Source organism: Sphingobacteriales bacterium (assembly GCA_016700115.1).
Lineage (GTDB): Bacteria > Bacteroidota > Bacteroidia > Chitinophagales > UBA2359 > UBA2359.
Window position 1 is genome coordinate 4202517 of record CP064999.1, and the last position, 18193, is coordinate 4220709.

Annotated in this window: 14 protein-coding genes; 8 read left to right on the forward strand and 6 right to left on the reverse strand. The window is 38.1% G+C overall.

The features are described from left to right. Positions 1-80 precede the first annotated feature (80 nt). The 5 genes from IPM47_15040 to mnmA all read right to left on the reverse strand — a co-directional run bounded on the left by IPM47_15040 (position 81) and on the right by mnmA (position 5225). A complete protein-coding gene (locus tag IPM47_15040; GenBank protein ID QQS28173.1) occupies positions 81-1538 on the reverse strand; it encodes a redoxin domain-containing protein in 1458 nt (485 codons plus the stop codon). A gap of 24 nt (positions 1539-1562) precedes the next feature. Next, a complete protein-coding gene (locus tag IPM47_15045; protein QQS28174.1) occupies positions 1563-2351 on the reverse strand; it encodes an ATP-binding cassette domain-containing protein in 789 nt (262 codons plus the stop codon). 36 nt (positions 2352-2387) lie between these two features. Further along, complete coding sequence (locus IPM47_15050) at positions 2388-3122, reverse strand: ABC transporter permease (protein QQS28175.1); 735 nt, start codon at positions 3120-3122, stop codon at positions 2388-2390. Between the two features lie 59 nt (positions 3123-3181). Continuing rightward, positions 3182-3925 (reverse strand): ABC transporter permease, encoded by a 744-nt coding sequence (locus tag IPM47_15055; GenBank protein ID QQS28176.1) that lies wholly within the window; start codon positions 3923-3925, stop codon positions 3182-3184. A gap of 178 nt (positions 3926-4103) precedes the next feature. Next, positions 4104-5225: a tRNA 2-thiouridine(34) synthase MnmA gene (gene mnmA, locus IPM47_15060; protein QQS28177.1), complete on the reverse strand. Its 1122-nt coding sequence runs from the start codon at positions 5223-5225 to the stop codon at positions 4104-4106. An 816-nt stretch (positions 5226-6041) separates the two neighbouring features. Here mnmA and IPM47_15065 point away from each other — a divergent pair. The 7 genes from IPM47_15065 (at position 6042) to IPM47_15095 (ending at position 15786) form a co-directional block, all read left to right on the forward strand. Continuing rightward, the gene (locus tag IPM47_15065) at positions 6042-7982 is read left to right on the forward strand and encodes a tetratricopeptide repeat protein (protein QQS28178.1); all 1941 of its coding nucleotides are present in this window, start codon (positions 6042-6044) and stop codon (positions 7980-7982) included. Between the two features lie 136 nt (positions 7983-8118). Next, entirely contained in the window at positions 8119-10188 is a 2070-nt protein-coding gene (locus IPM47_15070) for a hypothetical protein (GenBank protein QQS28179.1), read from the forward strand. 149 nt (positions 10189-10337) lie between these two features. Further along, positions 10338-10724: a hypothetical protein gene (locus IPM47_15075; protein ID QQS28180.1), complete on the forward strand. Its 387-nt coding sequence runs from the start codon at positions 10338-10340 to the stop codon at positions 10722-10724. A 303-nt stretch (positions 10725-11027) separates the two neighbouring features. Beyond that, positions 11028-11498, forward strand: a complete 471-nt coding sequence (locus tag IPM47_15080) for a peptidylprolyl isomerase (protein ID QQS31491.1) — start codon at positions 11028-11030, stop codon at positions 11496-11498. 294 nt (positions 11499-11792) lie between these two features. Next, the gene (locus IPM47_15085; protein QQS28181.1) at positions 11793-12869 is read left to right on the forward strand and encodes a T9SS type A sorting domain-containing protein; all 1077 of its coding nucleotides are present in this window, start codon (positions 11793-11795) and stop codon (positions 12867-12869) included. A 155-nt stretch (positions 12870-13024) separates the two neighbouring features. After that, positions 13025-15115: a tungsten formylmethanofuran dehydrogenase gene (locus IPM47_15090; protein QQS28182.1), complete on the forward strand. Its 2091-nt coding sequence runs from the start codon at positions 13025-13027 to the stop codon at positions 15113-15115. A gap of 185 nt (positions 15116-15300) precedes the next feature. Continuing rightward, positions 15301-15786, forward strand: a complete 486-nt coding sequence (locus tag IPM47_15095; GenBank protein ID QQS28183.1) for a hypothetical protein — start codon at positions 15301-15303, stop codon at positions 15784-15786. Positions 15787-15869: 83 nt separating this feature from the next. On the opposite strand, the gene IPM47_15100 is transcribed toward IPM47_15095, so the two are convergent. Then, positions 15870-16199, reverse strand: a complete 330-nt coding sequence (locus IPM47_15100; protein QQS28184.1) for a hypothetical protein — start codon at positions 16197-16199, stop codon at positions 15870-15872. Positions 16200-16506: 307 nt separating this feature from the next. Between IPM47_15100 and IPM47_15105 the strand changes: the two genes are divergently transcribed. Further along, a complete protein-coding gene (locus IPM47_15105; GenBank protein ID QQS28185.1) occupies positions 16507-18192 on the forward strand; it encodes a DUF1800 domain-containing protein in 1686 nt (561 codons plus the stop codon). Position 18193: the final 1 nt, after the last annotated feature.

An 18193-nucleotide genomic window follows, 5' to 3' on the forward strand; every position in this document is an offset into this window, starting at 1 on the left:
AAAAGCACTAAATCACAGTAAGTTACTCTGTAATTTAATGCTTTATAAAATTGTATTGTAAAAGCGACAAACTACAAAATTTAATTGCCAAGTTTTATTGAAAGCAGTTCTTCTAACTGCTCTCCGTTGATGTTTTTGGCAATTATTTTTCGGTCTTTATCCAGCAAATAAAGTTCGGGGGTTATGTCTATATGGTATTTTAAATAATATTTGCTTTCATAAGTCGGGTCATAGACATTTGTGAATGCTAACTTTTCTTTGGCAATATAAGCTCGCCATTTGCTGTCGTCAGTTTCAGTAGCAATTGCATAAACATCAAAGCCCTTGTTTTTGTATTTGTCCCATGCTCTTTTTACAACAGGGGTCTCTTTTTGGCAGTGTTCACAATCCGGATTGTAAATATAAACCAAAACATAATCGGACTTTAAATCATATAATGATCTGTACTGACCATTTTGATCTTTGGCTTTTACATCCTGCCCTATTTGCCCCAACAAGCTGGCTTTTAACTCATTGGCTTGTTTGCGCAGCCCTTTGATTTCAGTAGAATCTGACCAAAAAGCAAGTTCATGAGTAAAGTATTTATCAATCATGTGAACATAAACAGCCTCACCACCCATCATTTTGGTTTTACCAACCTGAAATTGCAATGCTATCCAATTAGCCACAAACTTGAACATTTGCTTATTAGCTTTTGACAAATCTGTAACGATTGTTGCAGATTTTATAATTGAGTCTTGAAGCTGTGGAGTGATTTCAAGTATATAACGCTTCAATTTATTGTGAATAACCGGGGTTCTGAGCAGGCGTTCATCAGAAAAATCAACATCTTTCCAAAATTTTGAACGGTATAAATAGGTTTGCATTGCTGTGTCTAAAGTTCCATCTTTCTTTTTGGGTTCTTCTACTAAAGGGTTCTGTCCTGCGATTTTAAATTTAGTAAAAAAAGCAGTGGGGTGGCTTTTCCTGAAACCTTCAATATAGGCCATCCTTTCTGCAACCAGTTGATCTTGTTCTGCCTTAATTTTTAAATATTCGGGGCTGTTTTTAGTAGCAGCATCCAGTTGCCTTTGAATATTGCCAAATTTATTATCAATATCTATTTGGTAAACCAAACTTTGGTACAACAGCGTATTATCTATGGAGTTTGTTACTTCCATATTCTTGACAAAATCTGATTTTTTGGTTTTCATTGAAAAATGTTGATTTGCATCAACAATCATCTGAAAATTTTGGTTTTGGGGTAAAACGACAAAATATAATCCTGCTAAATAAACAGAGTCCCTTTCAAAAATAAAAGAACCATCCTGATTGATGACAGCTGAGTCTGCAATAAAATTTTGATCACCAAAAACACCAATTAGTTTTGCAACACCACTGTTTATTCCTTCAACAGAAATTTTGATTTTTGCATCTTTAGTGGCCGGCTCTGCACTATCAGAACCAACAATAGGTTCGGATTGATTTCCGCTTTGACCATTGCTGCATGCTATTAGCGCAGCAATTAGAATGAGTATAACACTGAATTTCTTGTACATATTATTCTAAGATTATCTTTTAACTTATTGATTAGGAGGAGATTCATGTTGAATGGCTTCACCCGCACCTTTGCGCAGTTGTTTTAAAAAGTCGGAAGCAAAAATGAAGTTAAATAAAATTTCATTGTTGGTATTCAAAATATCATTGCTACTACCCTCCCATTCTTTAAATCCTTTGTGCAGAAAAACAATTTTTTCACCCATCCCCATCACTGAATTCATATCATGGGTATTGATTATGGTAATTGTTTTGTATTCATGAGTAATATCGCTGAGTAACTCATCTATTAAAAGGGCTGTTTGGGGGTCTAAACCAGAATTGGGTTCATCACAAAACAAGTATTTGGGGTTTAAGACAATTGCTCGTGCTATCCCTACCCTTTTCATCATGCCTCCACTAATTTCGGCGGGATATTTTTTGTTCGCACCAATAAGGTTTACCCTTTCCAAACAAAAATTTACCCGGTTTAGCTTTTCTTTAGATGTCATGTTGGTAAACATATTTAGGGGGAACATGACGTTTTCCTCCACAGTCATTGAGTCGAACAATGCGCTGCCCTGAAACAACATGCCGATTTGAGTTCGAATGGCTTTTTTTTCACGGTGAGAAAGTGCGGTAAAATCAATTCCATCATAAGAAATGGTTCCACTTGTTGGTTCCAGCAAGCCAACCAAACATTTAACAAAAACAGTTTTGCCAGAACCGCTTGTGCCTATCACTAAATTGGTTTTGCCTGCTTCAAAAGATGTGCTGATTCCTTTAAGAATTTCTTTGTCTTCAAAAGATTTTTTCAGATTCGTTATTTCTATCATCTTTACTTGGAAAAATTAAAAAAAATGGTTGATGTTTCAGGTCATCAACAACGCAACAACATAGTCAAAAAATATGACCAAAATACTGCTGAAAACAACTGCTCTTGTACTAGCCCGGCCTATATCTAATGCACCGCCTTTAACGTAAAATCCTTGATAGCAAGCTACTGAAGCAATTACAAATGCAAAAATAACCGATTTAACCGTCATAATAACCACATTAAACGGATCGAACAAATACAGTAGTCCTTTTTGATAATTGGACGGAGAAATACCGTAGTTTTCAGCAGCCCAATAGCCGCCAAAAATACCCAATGTTGCTGAAAGCACAATTAAAGGAGGGATAATAATGATGGACGCAGAAATTTTGGGCATTATCAAATAACTGTTGGGGTTAATTCCCATAATTTCCAAGGCATCAATCTGTTCTGAAATTCGCATTGTTCCCAACTCGCCGGCAACATTTGAACCAACTTTGCCGGCTAAAACAAGACCCGATAGCGTAGGAGCAAGTTCGATAATCATGGTATCGCGAACAATATATCCTATTAAATATTCCGGGAAAAAGGTACTACCTAACTGATATGCAAATTGAAGGGCAGTTACGGCTCCAACAAACACTGAAATCACCCCCACTATTATCAAAGATCCCACTCCTACCCCGTTCATTTGACGAAGCAATTCTTTCCAGTACATCACATAGTTTTCCGGTCGCGAAAACATATCGCGAAGCATGATCAGGTATTTTCCAAAGTGATGTAAAAATTTCATGGGTTGTTTAATGTGTACTATTTTATTAACTCAAAGTATTATGACTTGAAGGATAAGAATTATTTTAACAATGCAAAAGCAATAAAATAATCAGCTATTAAAATTAATATGTTTGACAACACAACAGCTCGTGTACTTGCCTGTCCTATTTCAATCGCTCCACCTTTTACATAATAGCCCTGAAAACATGAAACAGAGGACAAAATTAGTGCAAAAGCTGCCCCTTTTGTCAGCATCAACCTAACATTAAAAGGCATAAAAAAAGCTCTAAGTCCCCGTTCATATTCTTGAATGGTGCTGATATCGGCAGCAATAGTTGCAAACAGCCCTCCAAAAATTCCAAGAATGGCTGCTATGATTATCAATGCAGGAATAGTTATTAAAGCAGCTAAAATTTTAGTTCCTAATAAATAACCTGCGGAGTTAATTCCCATGATTTCGATGGCATCAATCTGAGAGGTTATTCGCATATTTCCCAATTCGCTTGCTATGTTTGACCCAACTTTACCGGCTAAAATCATACAGGAAATAGTAGGAGCCATTTCGATAATCATAGAATCTCGGACAATAAACCCTACATAATATACGGGCACTAAAAAATCCTGAATTTGATAAGCAAATTGAACTGCCGTTACCGCACCAATAAACAGTGCCACTACTGCAATAATTGGAATTGATTCAACGCCTATCTGATTCATTTGACGAAGCAATTCTTTCCAATACATCGAATTCTTTTCGGGCTTGCTAAACATGCGCCCTATCATTATACTAAATTCGCCTATTCGTTGTAAAGGGTTTTGCATAGTTTTATAAGCCGGAACCTTTCAATAAAAAAATGTAAAATCTGACAAGTTTAGAAAACCAAATACAGATGTTAATTGACTGCAATTTGCTTTGATACTTACTTTTTTTCGATTTTTGTAATCTTTAGCACTCAATTTAAAAAGCAGTTCGCAAAGATAGTATTTTTTATATACTGCTTTAAAAGATTGCTCCAGACATATCAACTTCATAGCTCTTTTCGATATGTCCTCCACCAATGACATCGTTCCCCTCATAAAAAACAGCAGATTGTCCGGGTGCTATGGCATCTACCCATTCATGAAACAACACGTTCATTTTATCTCCATCCTGTTTTATATAGGCGGGAGCCCCAATATGGTGGGATCTTATTTTAGTTGTGGTTTCCATTCCGGCAATAGCATCCGGATATTTTACCATATTAATGTTTTTGACAACCATCCCGTTTTGTTGAATTTCTTCCTCAGTCCCCAAAACAACAGTATTAGTTTCAGGAATGATTTTTACAACATACACCGGTTTTCCTAATGCTATTCCTAACCCTTTGCGTTGACCGATTGTGAAGAATGGATAGCCATCATGTTTACCCAAAATTTTACCGCTGACCGAAACAAAGGTTCCGTCTTTGACCCGTTCTTCCAAACCGGCTACTTTTCTTTTTAGAAACCCACGATAGTCGTTGTCCGGGATAAAACATATTTCGTAGCTCTCCGATTTTTGAGCCAGATCATGATATCCCCATTCGGTTGCCATTTTGCGAATTTCAGATTTGACAAATCCTCCAACTGGAAACATGGTTCGTGCCAGATTTTCCTGACTTAACCCCCAAAGTACATAAGACTGATCTTTCAGGTCATCAATTCCTTTGTAAATAATGTAACGTTCGTTTTCAAAGCGTTTTTGAGCATAATGACCGGTTGCAATAAACTCACAGTCTAAGGCATTTGCCCGCTTTAACAATGCTGCCCATTTGATATGCGTGTTACACAATATACAAGGATTAGGAGTTCGTCCGGCTATGTATTCTTCTACAAAATTATCAATCACCCAATCTCCAAACTCTTCCCTGATGTCAATAATAAAATGGTGAAATCCAAATTCAACGGCAACCGCACGGGCATCGTTAATAGAATCCAAACTACAACATCCGGTTTCTTTACCTGTGCCTCCGGATGATGCATAATCCCAGGTTTTCATTGTTATTCCAATCACCTCATATCCTTGTTGATGAAGCATTGCGGCAGTTACTGTACTGTCAATCCCACCGCTCATTGCTACCAAAACCCTTCCGTGTTTGCTCATTTGTCTTTCAGTTTGTCTATTTTTTGTGTTCTTCTTAACTACAAAATTAAGAACATTAAAGTTTATCAGGTTTCTTGTTTGAAACAAAACTGTATTAATTCTGAATTCTTGAAGTAAAATCAGCCCATATCTTTTTTAAATCTTAGTTTGTTTGACAATGTGTTTGAGTGGTTTTAAAAAAAATGGGAGCTTAGTTTATGGTTTGTCTAAGTGTCAGGAAGTTAGTTTGTTTTAAGAATAAATAAAAACGAAAACAAGAGTGTTACCTTTCTTTGGCAGATATAGAAAAACACACCCCAATTATAAAACCATACATTTATACAATAATATAACATTAATTAAAAAAGCAACGATTTTTAAACCTCATTTATCTCAACTTATCCATATTTAATTTAACAAACCTTAACCATTGTTTAACATTTGTTTTGATTTGTTGGGTATATCTTTACAACTCAATAAAATTTGGCCTGTTTTTTGGAAATTAGTTAAGCATAGTAGTCTTTTTCATACATACATGGTGGCGTTAAGCAGTTTTGTCTGTTTAACGCTTTTTTTCTTGAAGACAAACAAAGTGTTACAAATAAGCGCGTTTTTTTCAGGTTTCTAACATTTGAATTTCCGGGAAAGGTTTTCAATTCAACATCCTAAGAAACAGGTTACATTCAGATTCTATAAGTTTCTTTGATTTTTCTTTAACTACAATATTTATACTCTTCTAACAAATAGTTACGAATCGGGTTAGAAGTGGTTTTTTGAAAAGTTTAACTACTTACCACCGACAAAATTATATATTTGCACAAAACAAGGTAAAACATCATGAGCAAGAAAAAAACAACTCCCGTTCATCAGGAGAATACAGCAAAAACCAGGCAACATAAAGCAAACCGAAACACAACTTATCTGAATTTTCAAAATCGAACAGTTTGGATGTTGGCTGGAATCGTTTTATTTTCCCTGATTGTCCTTTTTCCGGTTCTGAAGGCTGATTTTGTCAATTGGGACGATGATATTTATATAACCGAAAACCCCTTGTTGGTCAATTTGGGTGAAAACCTGAAAACCTATTTTACCGAACCTATTGCTTCAAATTATCACCCCCTTACTATTCTGTCGCTGGCAATTGATTTTCAAATAACCGGAATGGAACCTTTCTGGTATCATTTAGTCAATTTAATTTTTCATTTACTCAATACTGTATTAGTATTCTATTTTATATTACAAATCAGCCGGCAAAAACAAGATGTTGCTTTAATTGTTGCGCTATTATTTGCTATTCATCCATTGCACCTTGAATCGGTTGCATGGATTTCTGAGAGAAAGGATGTGCTATACACCTTTTTCTTTATGCTAAGCCTGATTTTATATTTGAGATTTCTGGAAAAGCCCAAAATAACCTTAATTGCGCTAAGTCTTTTTATGTTTGTTCTGTCAGCATTGAGCAAGCCTGCTGCAGTAACGCTTCCGGTCGTACTCATTTTGTTGGATTGGTACATGGAGCGCAAGGTTAATGTAAAATCACTTGTCGAAAAAATTCCGTTTTTTATAATTGCCTTTATAATTGGTTATCTGACTGTAATCATCCAATCAAAAACAGCAATCGGCAGTTTTGAGAGTTATACCATTGTTCAGCGTTTTATGTTTGCAGCCTATGGAACGGTTATGTATATTGTAAAAATGTTTATTCCTTACAATATGTCTGTATTACATCCTTATCCTGATGTATCCAAAGGAGTACCTATGGTTTATTATCTCACATTTTTAGCCGCCCTTGCTTTGTTAGGGGCTGTGGTTTGGTCTTTCAAACGCACAAAAGTGGTAGTGTTTGGGATGTTGTTTTATTTGATCAATGTTGCCTTAGTACTTCAGTTTGTCAGTGTGGGGATGGCCATAATTTCTGAACGTTACACTTATGTGCCTTATATAGGGCTGTTTTATGTGTTGGCAATGGGGTATCATTTTTATAAGAACCAAAGACCTCAAATGGCAACAGGATTGACAATTACCGTTTTGGCTTTTGCAGGTTTATTGTCGCTTGTAACATTTAATCGCACAACAGTTTGGCAAAACAGCGATTTGCTTTGGACAGATGTAATCACCAAATATCCGGACAAATCGCCCGTGGCCTATAATAACCGTGGAAATTATTTCAGAAATGAAAATCAACAGCAAAAAGCCCTTGCCGATTTTAATAAGGCCATTTCACTTTCATCCGATTATCAGTTAGCCTATGTAAACAGGGGGAATGTTTATTTTACCTTAAACCGCAACGATGAAGCCATCAAAGACTACAACAAAGGCATCGAACTCAAGCCGGATGATGCCAAGGCTTTTTGCAATCGAAGTGCGGTTCAGTTTCAATTAGGCTTGTACGAAAAAGCGATAGAAGATGCAACCCGTGCACTGGAGTTGAAGCCGATTTATCCCGATGCATGGCTGAACAGGAGCGTTACTTATGCGGTATTGAATAGACATGAAGAAGCGGTGAAAGATTTTGACAGTTATATCAAATACAAAGACGACAATGCTAAAATGTATAACTGGCGGGGTATTTCTCTCAGGGCTTTAAAAAAATTGCCACAAGCGCTCCTTGACTTTGATAAAGCAATACAAATGGATGGTAAAAACGGAGAATTTTATTTGAACAGATCTTATACCCACAATGAATTAGGAAATCGGGCACAGGCACTTTCTGACGCATTAAAGGCTAAAAATTTAGGACAAAAGGTGGAGGATTCTTATCTGAAAGGATTGCAATAAAACAAATCGTGCAATTAGAATTTAATTGAAGCCTCAAACTGTTGTTATAGCCTGACAAAATCCTTGTATTTTTTAGTTTCAAAAAGTTGTTTATTGTCATAATGCTTTATATTTGCCTTTTAACCAAATGCGCAGCATGAAAAACTTATTCGCATGTTTGTTGTTTGTCTCAGCTTTAAGCTTGCAAAACCTGGTTTTTGCCCAAAACAGGTCAGTAGCTGTTGTTTATGACAATTCGAAAAGCATGACAGATGCCGGGCAATGTGAAGGTATTAATTATGCCATGCAAGTTTTGGTTGGATTGCTTCATCCTCAGGACGAGTTGTTTGTTTTTAAAATGCACCCTGCAGTTGAAACCTCAATCAACCTTAGTGGAAAACAGGAATCAATCCAAAAGGTATCTTCTACCTACGATTGTCTTGCAGCTACAACCCCGTTTACCTCTGTTGTCAAAGCTTCGGTCAGATTAAAATCGAGTGTCAAAAAAGAGAAGTGGCTCATTATTCTGTCAGATGGAGAAATTACCGAGCAAAATTTTGAACAAAATCAACCGGACGAACTTAAAACACTGGTTAATCAAACCGGAGGGAGGGTTATTTTCCTCAATGTTAATCCGGCTTATAGTGTGATGGATTCTTATCTTGCCAATAGTGGAGCAACCACAAAAACCCTGCGAACACAAGGCAACTTTACCGAAATCATCAACACGATGGAACAAGTTGCCAGCAATATTATGTCTTTTTCAAAGGGCATTCAAGTGCAGCAACAAGGCAACAAAGCTGTTTTTAATACTCCTATTCCTTTGAGAAGAGTAGTTGTATTACAGCAATCCTCACAGCCCTCTGTCAATTTGCCTAAGATTACCAAAGCAGCCGCCGAAGGCAAAACCCTACTGACTGATAAATCCTATAAAGCCCATAAAGCAAAAACAGGTTATAGTATGTCGGGAAATGTAACCCATCTCGAAGCAACCCTGGGGTTAATTCCAACAGGAAATGTAGAAATTGAGTTTAGCGCAGCACCCGACATGAACCGCACCAAGTTTCTTCCCGAAGCTGCGGTTAAACTTTCTACTGAATTGTCCGGAGGCATTAAGTCAAAACAAGGCTCTCTCTATAAGATTTGCGATACGGTTAAAAATGTCGTCATAACTGCATCCCTGACAGACGATAATAATCAAAACATATCTGATGAAGTGTTAAAAAAATGTACAGTTCAGGCCATCAACGAAACTAATGGACAGAAAACAACTTTACGTCTGAATGAACAAACCAAAACCTTTGTCGGAACAGTCCCTGTTACAGGTAACAAAATCGTTTTATCAGTTTCGGCAGAATTTACAGGTTATTTTAATCTACTTAGCAGTATTTACACGCTTGAAAAAGAATCGTGTCCGGTTCCAAATGCCGGGTTCGATGTATCGGGAGGTCAGGCTACCTTGCGTGCAAAGGTTACCGATTTAGACAATGCTCCTTCTTTTACCGTAATTCCCAAAATTATTTTAGACAACGGGACTTCACGAATACCGACAAAAGATGAGCTAAAACTTTTGGAAATAGTTCAGGTCAATGAAACTGACCTTTATTTGAGTATTCATAAAAATGATGACGGCACCTTTTCCATTCGTCCCGTCAAAAGACTTTGTGCTTGTTTTACACCTACCGGCACTGACAATCTGACATTTGAATTGAAGTCAAATTCACCGTCAATTAAAACAACAACCAACAACAAGCTTGATTTAAAAGTCATTATAGAAAATGACACTTTTTGGGCCAAATGTGGATGGCTGATTATTGCCTTGCTGATTTTGGCAGTTTTAATTTGGTATATTTATGGACTTATCGTTAAGCCGCGTTTTTGCAGAGGGAGTGAGATTGTTTATACACGCGAAACGAATATGATGAAAAACAGAGCCAAAAGCTATCCTTTGCCGGGTGGATTTTTTGAACGTTATTTAGTTCCCTACAAACCGGAAAAACAAATTGTCGGCAGTGTGCAATTCATAGCAGGTGTTCGTTGTGGACATGTCCTTGTTGCTGCAAAATCACAAAACGAGTTTATGTTTTTAATGGGAATGCCTCTGGATAAACCGGGCAATAAAGATGAACGCCTGGCAAATGGTGAAAACCTCGAAATCGTCAGACAGAGTACAAAGGAAAAGTATGAATACCGAAAGTTAGAACATAACGGAAATTTGTTTAATTAATCTATACCAACAAACAAAAGACAACCTTCTGAGAAATTCAATGTTGTGAACTATGTTTTAATAATAATTACAAAGCAAACCTTTCAGATCATATTTTAGATACTCTAAAACCCGAATAAAAGCAAGCCCAATATTATTTTGCATATCAAATGAAAGAAGAAAATACACCCACAGATAAAAACAGCGAAACAGAGCGATCCTTCCGGAAATTGTTAATAGAGCTTAAACCTGTATTTGGCAGAAAACCAAACTTGCAAAGCCTGTTATTTCTCATCGGAGTACAAGAACTTGGACAATTGCACCGGGAGTTTTCAAAAGAAGAAAAACAAGATCTTATGCACCTGGCGGTTTGTCGTTTATTAAGTCAGTGCGGGTATTTTTCTTTGGAATATATTGACGAAGAAGGATGGCCTCACTATAAATCAGAAAAGGCAATACCCGAAAACATTAAAGGTCTTGCTCAACAAGAGCACCTGTTAAAAGAACAAATTTTGATTTATTTTGGTAAAACATCGGGCAAACTTGCCGGAAATTAAACACAGAAAAAATTTGAGGTGTTTTTTTCTAACAAATTGTATCTTTGCGCCCTGTAAAAATCAAAGTTCTCATTTTTAACAATTCCATTTTAATTTTTAAATAACAGAAAAATGAAGAAAATAACTGTTCTTTTATTGGTTTCGATTGCCATTATGGTATCCTGTAATCAAAAACCTCAATCAGACACCACGAAAACCGAAACCACAACTACAACCGGAACTGCAAACACACAAACACCACCACCAACCCAACAATCACAAACAAATGAACAAGGCCTCATCAGAGGTATAAATCCGCAAGAAATGTTAGAACTTATTGCCAAAGCTAAATTTGATAAAGACATAGATGCCACAATAGAAACCAGCAAAGGGGCAATCAATGTTACCCTTTTTGCAACCAAAACCCCTAAAACTGTTGCAAATTTTTTAGGTCTTGTTGACCGTGGTTTTTATGACGGGCTTACCTTTCATCGTGTAATTAACGATTTTATGATTCAGGGCGGATGTCCGTTGGGAAATGGCCGTGGTAATCCCGGTTACCGGTTTGATGATGAGTTTGTTGACGGTTTAAAACACGATGCGCCGGGTATTTTATCAATGGCAAATTCGGGTCCCAATACCAACGGCAGTCAGTTTTTCATCACTCACAAAGAAACCCCCTGGTTAGATGGTAAACATACAGTATGGGGAAAGGTAAAATCAGATGCCGATCAAAAAGTAGTCAATTCTATTGTTATGGGAGACCAGATTATTAAGGTTACCTATAAAAAATAGAGTTTGTTTTCAGGAAAATCTAAGCAAACTGACATAAATTGTAAGTTTTAAAGTTCATAGATTGACCTGACTTTTGAAACAAACTCTTTTATAGTACTTCAGTCAGAAAAACATTTTTGAAGTAATTCATCTATCCCTTTTTTTTAGTTAAAGCCTTGCTCCTTATCGCAAATGGAGCAAGGCTTTTTTCATGGTATTGTCATAATTTGAGGAAGAAGGAGATTTTCAACTATATCGGCATCATTTGTGAAGCATGTTTTGATAACTATTTTCCGTCAATTTTATCCGGTTACTATGAAAAGCACCATTACTTTTTTACTCGCTTTGTTATTCTTTCTGACTACCAAAACAATACTGGCACAAATTCCGGTAATGAGAAACGATTACAATCCCAATCCTCAACCCGGTACTACGATGAGCATTACCCGTATAAATTCGGGTGCAATTACCCAGGGAGCGTCAGGAGCTGCGATCACCTGGAATTTTTCCACACTAACTACAGATAATATTAAGACCGGCACTTTTGTTTCTCCAAATGCTACGCCCTATGGAACTACTTTTGCCGGAGCAACGACAGCCATTGCCTATACCCCCGGTATTGAATATGGCTCATATACTGCTAACTACGAATTTTTTAATATTACCAACAGCGGAATAGCAAAGAGTGGGTTTGTCAACAATGCTTCTCCCCCCATCGCAGTTACTTATTCGGACCCAAAATCTTTGATGCCATTTCCGTTTACTTATACAAATACTCATTCTGACAATTATGAAGCATCTTATATTTCCGGCACTTTCAATGTTACTGAAACCGGCAGTTATTCTATCACTGCTGATAGTTATGGCACTTTAGTACTTCCTTACGGAACTATTCAAAATGTTTTGAGGGTCAGAATACAGGAAAATATGACCCAAACCATAACTGGTTTTGACCCCTTTAACTATACTATTGAAACTTATGCCTGGTTTCACCCAAAACTTGCTTACCCGTTTTTCAGTATTACTTCAGAATCTTTAAATGGTTCTCCTCAGCCCAGCATTATAGCCAGGTATATCCAAATTCCGGGTTTTGATGACTCTTTGCCTGATATTGTTGATGTTGAACCTGTTGAATGGTCTGATGGAATAAAACTTTATCCGAATCCTGCCCATGACCAAACTTTACTGAGTTTTAACATCCTTCAAACTTCACCGGTACAGATAGTGATGATGAACCTGAAAGGTCAGGTTGTTCATCAAATTGTCAATGACATTTTACAAGCCGGACAACATCAAATTACCATGGATATTGGTTCTTTACAGCAGGGGATTTATCTGATTGCTGTTCAAACGCCACATCAAAAGAATACAATGAGGTTGGTTGTACAATAAACCGGGTGAAACATTGACTCCAATTCTAATGCAGATGAACTAACGAAAAAATTGCAAACCATTTTCACTTGTCAGACCATACCGTTATAGCAGCAGATGATGAGTTTTTAAAAAATGTCCTGAAAGTTGTAACTTGCGCCGGATAAACAACAATCATGGTTAAATTAAAATCCGACTCAAAACCTGCCCCTTTAGTTTCCCCTAAAATACTTCTTCATGCCTATGAACTGATGCAAACTGCGCGGCGAATGGCTGAGATTTACGATGCCAACCGGCAAATTTGCAAATATGTACACAGTACTTCCAGAGGGCATGAAGCGATCCAGATAGCCGTTGGTTTTCAGTTAAAGGCAAGCGATTATGCCGCACCTTATTACCGCGATGAATCCATGCTGTTAGCAATGGGATTTACCCCCTATCAACTCATGTTGCAATTGCTGGCAAAGGCAGACGATTATTTTTCCGGAGGCCGCACCTATTATTCCCATCCTTCTTCTACACTTATAAATTTCCCGAAAATACCGCACCAGTCGAGTGCAACAGGGATGCAGGCAATTCCCGCAACCGGAATGGCGCAAGGCATAAAATATAAGGAATTAAAAAAATTGTTGCCTGAACCAAACCAATCTATTGTTTTATGTTCTTTGGGAGATGGTTCCGTTACTGAAGGGGAGGTTTCAGAGGCCTTTCAATTTGCAGCATTGCATCAATTGCCTATTTTATATTTAATTCAGGACAACGATTGGGGAATTTCAGTCAGTGCAAAAGAAGCCCGTAGCATGGATGCTTACGAGTTTGTTTCCGGATATATTGGAATCAAAAGAATGAGAGCAAACGGAACAGACTTTGTTTCGACTTATCTGGCTGTTGAAGAAGCAATTGCTTATGTGAGAACTGAACGCAAACCATTGTTGCTGCATGTTAAAGTTCCGTTATTAGGACATCACACCTCCGGGGTAAGAAAGGAATGGTACCGTTCAGAAGAAGACCTTGCAGAACATTCACAGCGGGACCCGGTTCCGCATTTAGAAAAATATCTGTTAGAACATAAAGTCGCAACTGCTAAAGTTCTGCAAGGAATTAAGGAAAACGCCGGCAGGCTGGTAGAAGAAGATTTTAAAAAAGCGGTAGCGGCTAAAGAACCAGACCCGGAAACCCTGCTGTTGCATGAGTTTGCTCCTACTCCTGTTTTAGAGGAAAAAGGCATTCGCAGCCCTGAACACGGTAGAAAAGTGGTAATGGTTGATGCGGCACTTTATGCCATGGACGAAATACTGCACAAATATCCTGAGGCGGTGTTTTATGGTCAGGATGTAGGCAGGAGATTGGGAGGTGTTTTCAGAGAAGCAGCAACCCTTGCCGAAAAATACGGAGATGAACGTGTTTTTAACACTGCAATTCAGGAAGCCTATTTAGTCGGTTCAACCGCAGGAATGTCGGCAGTCGGGTTAAAACCAATTGTCGAAATTCAGTTTGCCGACTATATCTGGACCGGGGTCAATCAGTTGGTCGTTGAATTGTCGAAGTCCTGCTATTTATCAATGGGAAAATATCCGGTTCAATCTTTAATCCGTGTGCCGATTGGCGCTTATGGCAGCGGGGGGCCGTATCATTCAGGATGTATCGAATCGAGTATTCTGGCTGTCAGGGGAATAAAAGTGATTTATCCTTCAAACGCCGCAGATATGAAAGGGTTGCTAAAAGCAGCATTTCTCGACCCAAATCCTGTGGTATGTTTTGAACATAAAGGCTTATACTGGTCGAAGGTTGCCGGAACTGATGATGCAAAAACCATTGAACCGGATGAAGACTATATTATCCCTTTGGGAAAAGCAAATATTGCTCTTGCTGCCGATGAGAAACAAGTACAGACCGGAAATACTCTGGGTATCATAACCTACGGAATGGGGGTACATTGGGCAAAAAACGCCGCCCGTCAGTTTACCGGAAGTGTAGAAATATTAGACCTTCGAACTTTAAACCCATTGGACGAAACCGCTATTTTTGATTTGGTGAAGAAACACAACAAGATATTAATACTGACCGAAGAACCTGTTATGAATTCATTTGCTCAAACTATTGCCGGACGGATTGCCGAACATTGTTTTGAATATCTGGATGCACCGGTTCGTGTAATAGGTTCTGCAAATGTTCCTGCTGTTCCGCTCAACACAGGTTTGGAGGCAGCTATGTTGCCGAATGCCGAAAAAGTAGCGGACGAAATAGAGAAACTGCTGAATTGGTAAAGCAAAATCCGGACTTAATTCAGAACAAACCGGAGATATTTGTTCCTGAAACAGATAAAGTTCTTGTTTTCCGATAGAAATCTGTCCTCCAAATGCCAAATTGAAGGACAAATTGTTGTGAGTTTGTTTAAAATCCGTATTTTTGTCAATTGTAAACCTATTCATCACTAAATATCCAAATAATAATGAAACAAGTGGTTACTTTTTTATTGATTCTTAGTTCTGCTGTTTTGATGACAACTGCTTGTAATGCGCAACAAACGGCAAAAGAAAAACAACACCAAAACGAAAATTCTGAAGTTCAAACCGGAAAAAGCGAGGAATCTCCTGTTTCTTCAGTCAATGAAAATCCATCGCGTTCGCACGAATTTAATCATGGATATATGGTTCTTCCCGGTTTTACCCCAACCGGAAACCCGGAAACCGACGACATGAACTATGCCAAAGCCAAAAAAGAGTTTGTTGCTCAAAATCCGGACGATTATATCCAAAAAATGAACGACCTGACCGAAACAGCCAAGAAAGAATGGTTGAGTCAGCAAGTTCCTTCCAATACTCAACGCGATTCGAATCTCATTCAAATTTCCAAATCCCGGTTTGACAATATGACTGAAGCTGAAAAGAAGAGAATTACCGATCATCCTCAGCAATTTAATATCGTAGAAGACTGACAACCGGTCTGTTTTCCACAAAAAAAAAGCCCTGAAGTTGCATTGCTTCAGGGCTTTTTATTTTTACAAAATTCTATTTTCTGTTATGACTGTTTACTTAATCTTGCGTTCAGGAAGGGTATAATAAAGGTTAACACTAAGCCGGTTACTGCTCCGGTAATAATTTCGTCAACATAATTTTCCATTGCTCCTCCCTGACTGACTCCTATAATGATGAAAAACACGGCACCTAACAAAGCTCCAAGGAGATAGAAGTTGATTTTAAGCCGTTGCGTTCCGGCAAAACCGATTAAGGCACCTAAAATAACAGGAATGAAAATGTAAGAATAAACAGTACTGCCGCCAAAAAGCAGAAATTCAATAATTCCTAAAATTAATCCTGCAATTGCTCCAATAATGATTTGGTTGTTCATAATTAAAAAGATTTGAAAGTTTGTGAATGTTGTTAAGGACGATGATACCTTTTTAGGTCACAAACTGTACCAGATTATGAATACCACTTCACTATCTATAAGAACCCACCCCTAAACCCTCAGGGGAAGGAAATTTAAAGACCTTTGTCAGTAGTTGGCGATTCAAAATTAAATCATAGTTGGTATAATATATATGCAGCTACTCATAGAATTGCTGCTTATCCAACTTAATCTTTTTATTTCACAATAACATTTTATCGTTTTACCTTTATGCCTGTCGTTATTTTTTGACCTTTAATCTTAATGGATGAATCGCCGCACATTTCTATCGAATTTTGCCCCTGTTTTCCCCAAACCGGCACTACTGCAAAGCGGACTCGAACCCTATGATGAAGCATGGAATAATCAAACTGCTGCACATTTACTGAGGCGAACAACTTTTGGAATCAGAGCCAATGAGATTGAGCAGATTGCAGCAATGGGATTAGAGGCGGCTGTGGCGCAACTCTTAACTGCTCCTGCCGGAAATGGACAACCCATTAATTACTATGCCGGAGGTGATGGCTTTGTCAGTTTGGGAAACAGTTGGGTGCCACCGGCAATTGTCAACGAGTTTTACGAATTTGGGCGAACCAATTCCAATAAACTTTGGCTCATTAACCGTATGCTGACCAGAAACCTGACTGTTTTTGATAAAATGGCTTTGTTCTGGCACAATCATTTTGTGGTTGAATCGGCAGCAGTCGGCTCGTCTGCCATGATGTATAAGTATTTTGCGGCTATAGACCAATATACTTTTGGAAATTTTAAAACCCTTACCCTGGCAATCAGCAGAACGCCTGCCATGTTGAGGTATCTGAACGGGGAATACAATTCGGCTTCGGCACCTGACGAAAATTATGCACGCGAACTCCAGGAATTGTTTACCATCGGCAAAGGCCCCGATGCGCAATTTACCGAAGAAGATGTGCAGGCAGCCGCGCGGGTTTTAACCGGGTTCAGAATCAACCCTTTAGATCATACTCAATGGTTTTTCAACGGTTTTGAGCATGATGCAGGAGATAAACAATTTTCCGGTTTTTATGGAAATACCATCATCAACGGTCAATCGGGAGAGTATGGGCAGTATGAATTAAACAACATGCTCGACATGATATTTGCCGTTCCTGAAGTTGCCAGGTTTATATGCAGAAAGATTTACCGGTACTTTGTCTATTATCAGATAACTCCGGATATTGAAACTAATATCATTGAACCGCTTGCCGATATTTTCAGAAATAACGACTATGAAATTCTTCCCGTTTTGGATGCTTTGTTCAAGAGCAGTCATTTTTATGATTCAATGAATTTTGCATGTTATATAAAAAGCCCCTTGGACTATATCCTCGGAATTTGCCGAAATTTTGACATCCCCTTTTGGACCGGAAGCAGCAATAATATTTTTTACCAAAACTGGCAGGTTGCCAATGCCAACCGGTACAAATGTTGCGATGTGCTACATGACCGGGCAACTCAGACGGCTATGGAAATCGGCCAACATCCTTCTGTTTCGGGCTGGCCTGCTTTTTATCAGGAGCCCATGTTTAACGAAGTATGGATAAATTCGGATACCTACTCCAAACGGATGGAATTTGCACATCAACTTTGTCAGAATGGAATTAACACCGGTTATCTGCAATTTTCAAATCCCTCTAATTTTACTTTAAAAATAAATCTGACCGGTTTTGCATTATCCCTTTCGCAACCGGAAGACCCCAATTTATTGGTCAGCCAAACCATCGAACGGCTTTACAGCTATCCGGTTGATGAAGAATTTACCGCCTATCTGAAAAGCTTCCTGCTTTCAGGCACCGGTGAGGATTATTACTGGACATCTGCCTGGAACAATTTTGTCGCTTTTCCCGATAATATCACTTATAAAACGATTGTCGAAACACGATTGCGCAATATGATTGAGTATATGCTCACTCAACCGGAATATCAGTTATTGTAAC

Bases quoted from the DNA above. Each gene is read 5' to 3' on its own strand.
- IPM47_15040 (QQS28173.1), bottom strand. From the start codon at position 1,538: ATGTACAAGAAATTCAGTGTTATACTCATTCTAATTGCTGCGCTAATA.
- IPM47_15045 (QQS28174.1), bottom strand. From the start codon at position 2,351: ATGATAGAAATAACGAATCTGAAAAAATCTTTTGAAGACAAAGAAATT.
- IPM47_15050 (QQS28175.1), bottom strand. From the start codon at position 3,122: ATGAAATTTTTACATCACTTTGGAAAATACCTGATCATGCTTCGCGAT.
- IPM47_15055 (QQS28176.1), bottom strand. From the start codon at position 3,925: ATGCAAAACCCTTTACAACGAATAGGCGAATTTAGTATAATGATAGGG.
- mnmA (QQS28177.1), bottom strand. From the start codon at position 5,225: ATGAGCAAACACGGAAGGGTTTTGGTAGCAATGAGCGGTGGGATTGAC.
- IPM47_15065 (QQS28178.1), top strand. From the start codon at position 6,042: ATGAGCAAGAAAAAAACAACTCCCGTTCATCAGGAGAATACAGCAAAA.
- IPM47_15070 (QQS28179.1), top strand. From the start codon at position 8,119: ATGAAAAACTTATTCGCATGTTTGTTGTTTGTCTCAGCTTTAAGCTTG.
- IPM47_15075 (QQS28180.1), top strand. From the start codon at position 10,338: ATGAAAGAAGAAAATACACCCACAGATAAAAACAGCGAAACAGAGCGA.
- IPM47_15080 (QQS31491.1), top strand. From the start codon at position 11,028: ATGTTAGAACTTATTGCCAAAGCTAAATTTGATAAAGACATAGATGCC.
- IPM47_15085 (QQS28181.1), top strand. From the start codon at position 11,793: ATGAAAAGCACCATTACTTTTTTACTCGCTTTGTTATTCTTTCTGACT.
- IPM47_15090 (QQS28182.1), top strand. From the start codon at position 13,025: ATGGTTAAATTAAAATCCGACTCAAAACCTGCCCCTTTAGTTTCCCCT.
- IPM47_15095 (QQS28183.1), top strand. From the start codon at position 15,301: ATGAAACAAGTGGTTACTTTTTTATTGATTCTTAGTTCTGCTGTTTTG.
- IPM47_15100 (QQS28184.1), bottom strand. From the start codon at position 16,199: ATGAACAACCAAATCATTATTGGAGCAATTGCAGGATTAATTTTAGGA.
- IPM47_15105 (QQS28185.1), top strand. From the start codon at position 16,507: ATGAATCGCCGCACATTTCTATCGAATTTTGCCCCTGTTTTCCCCAAA.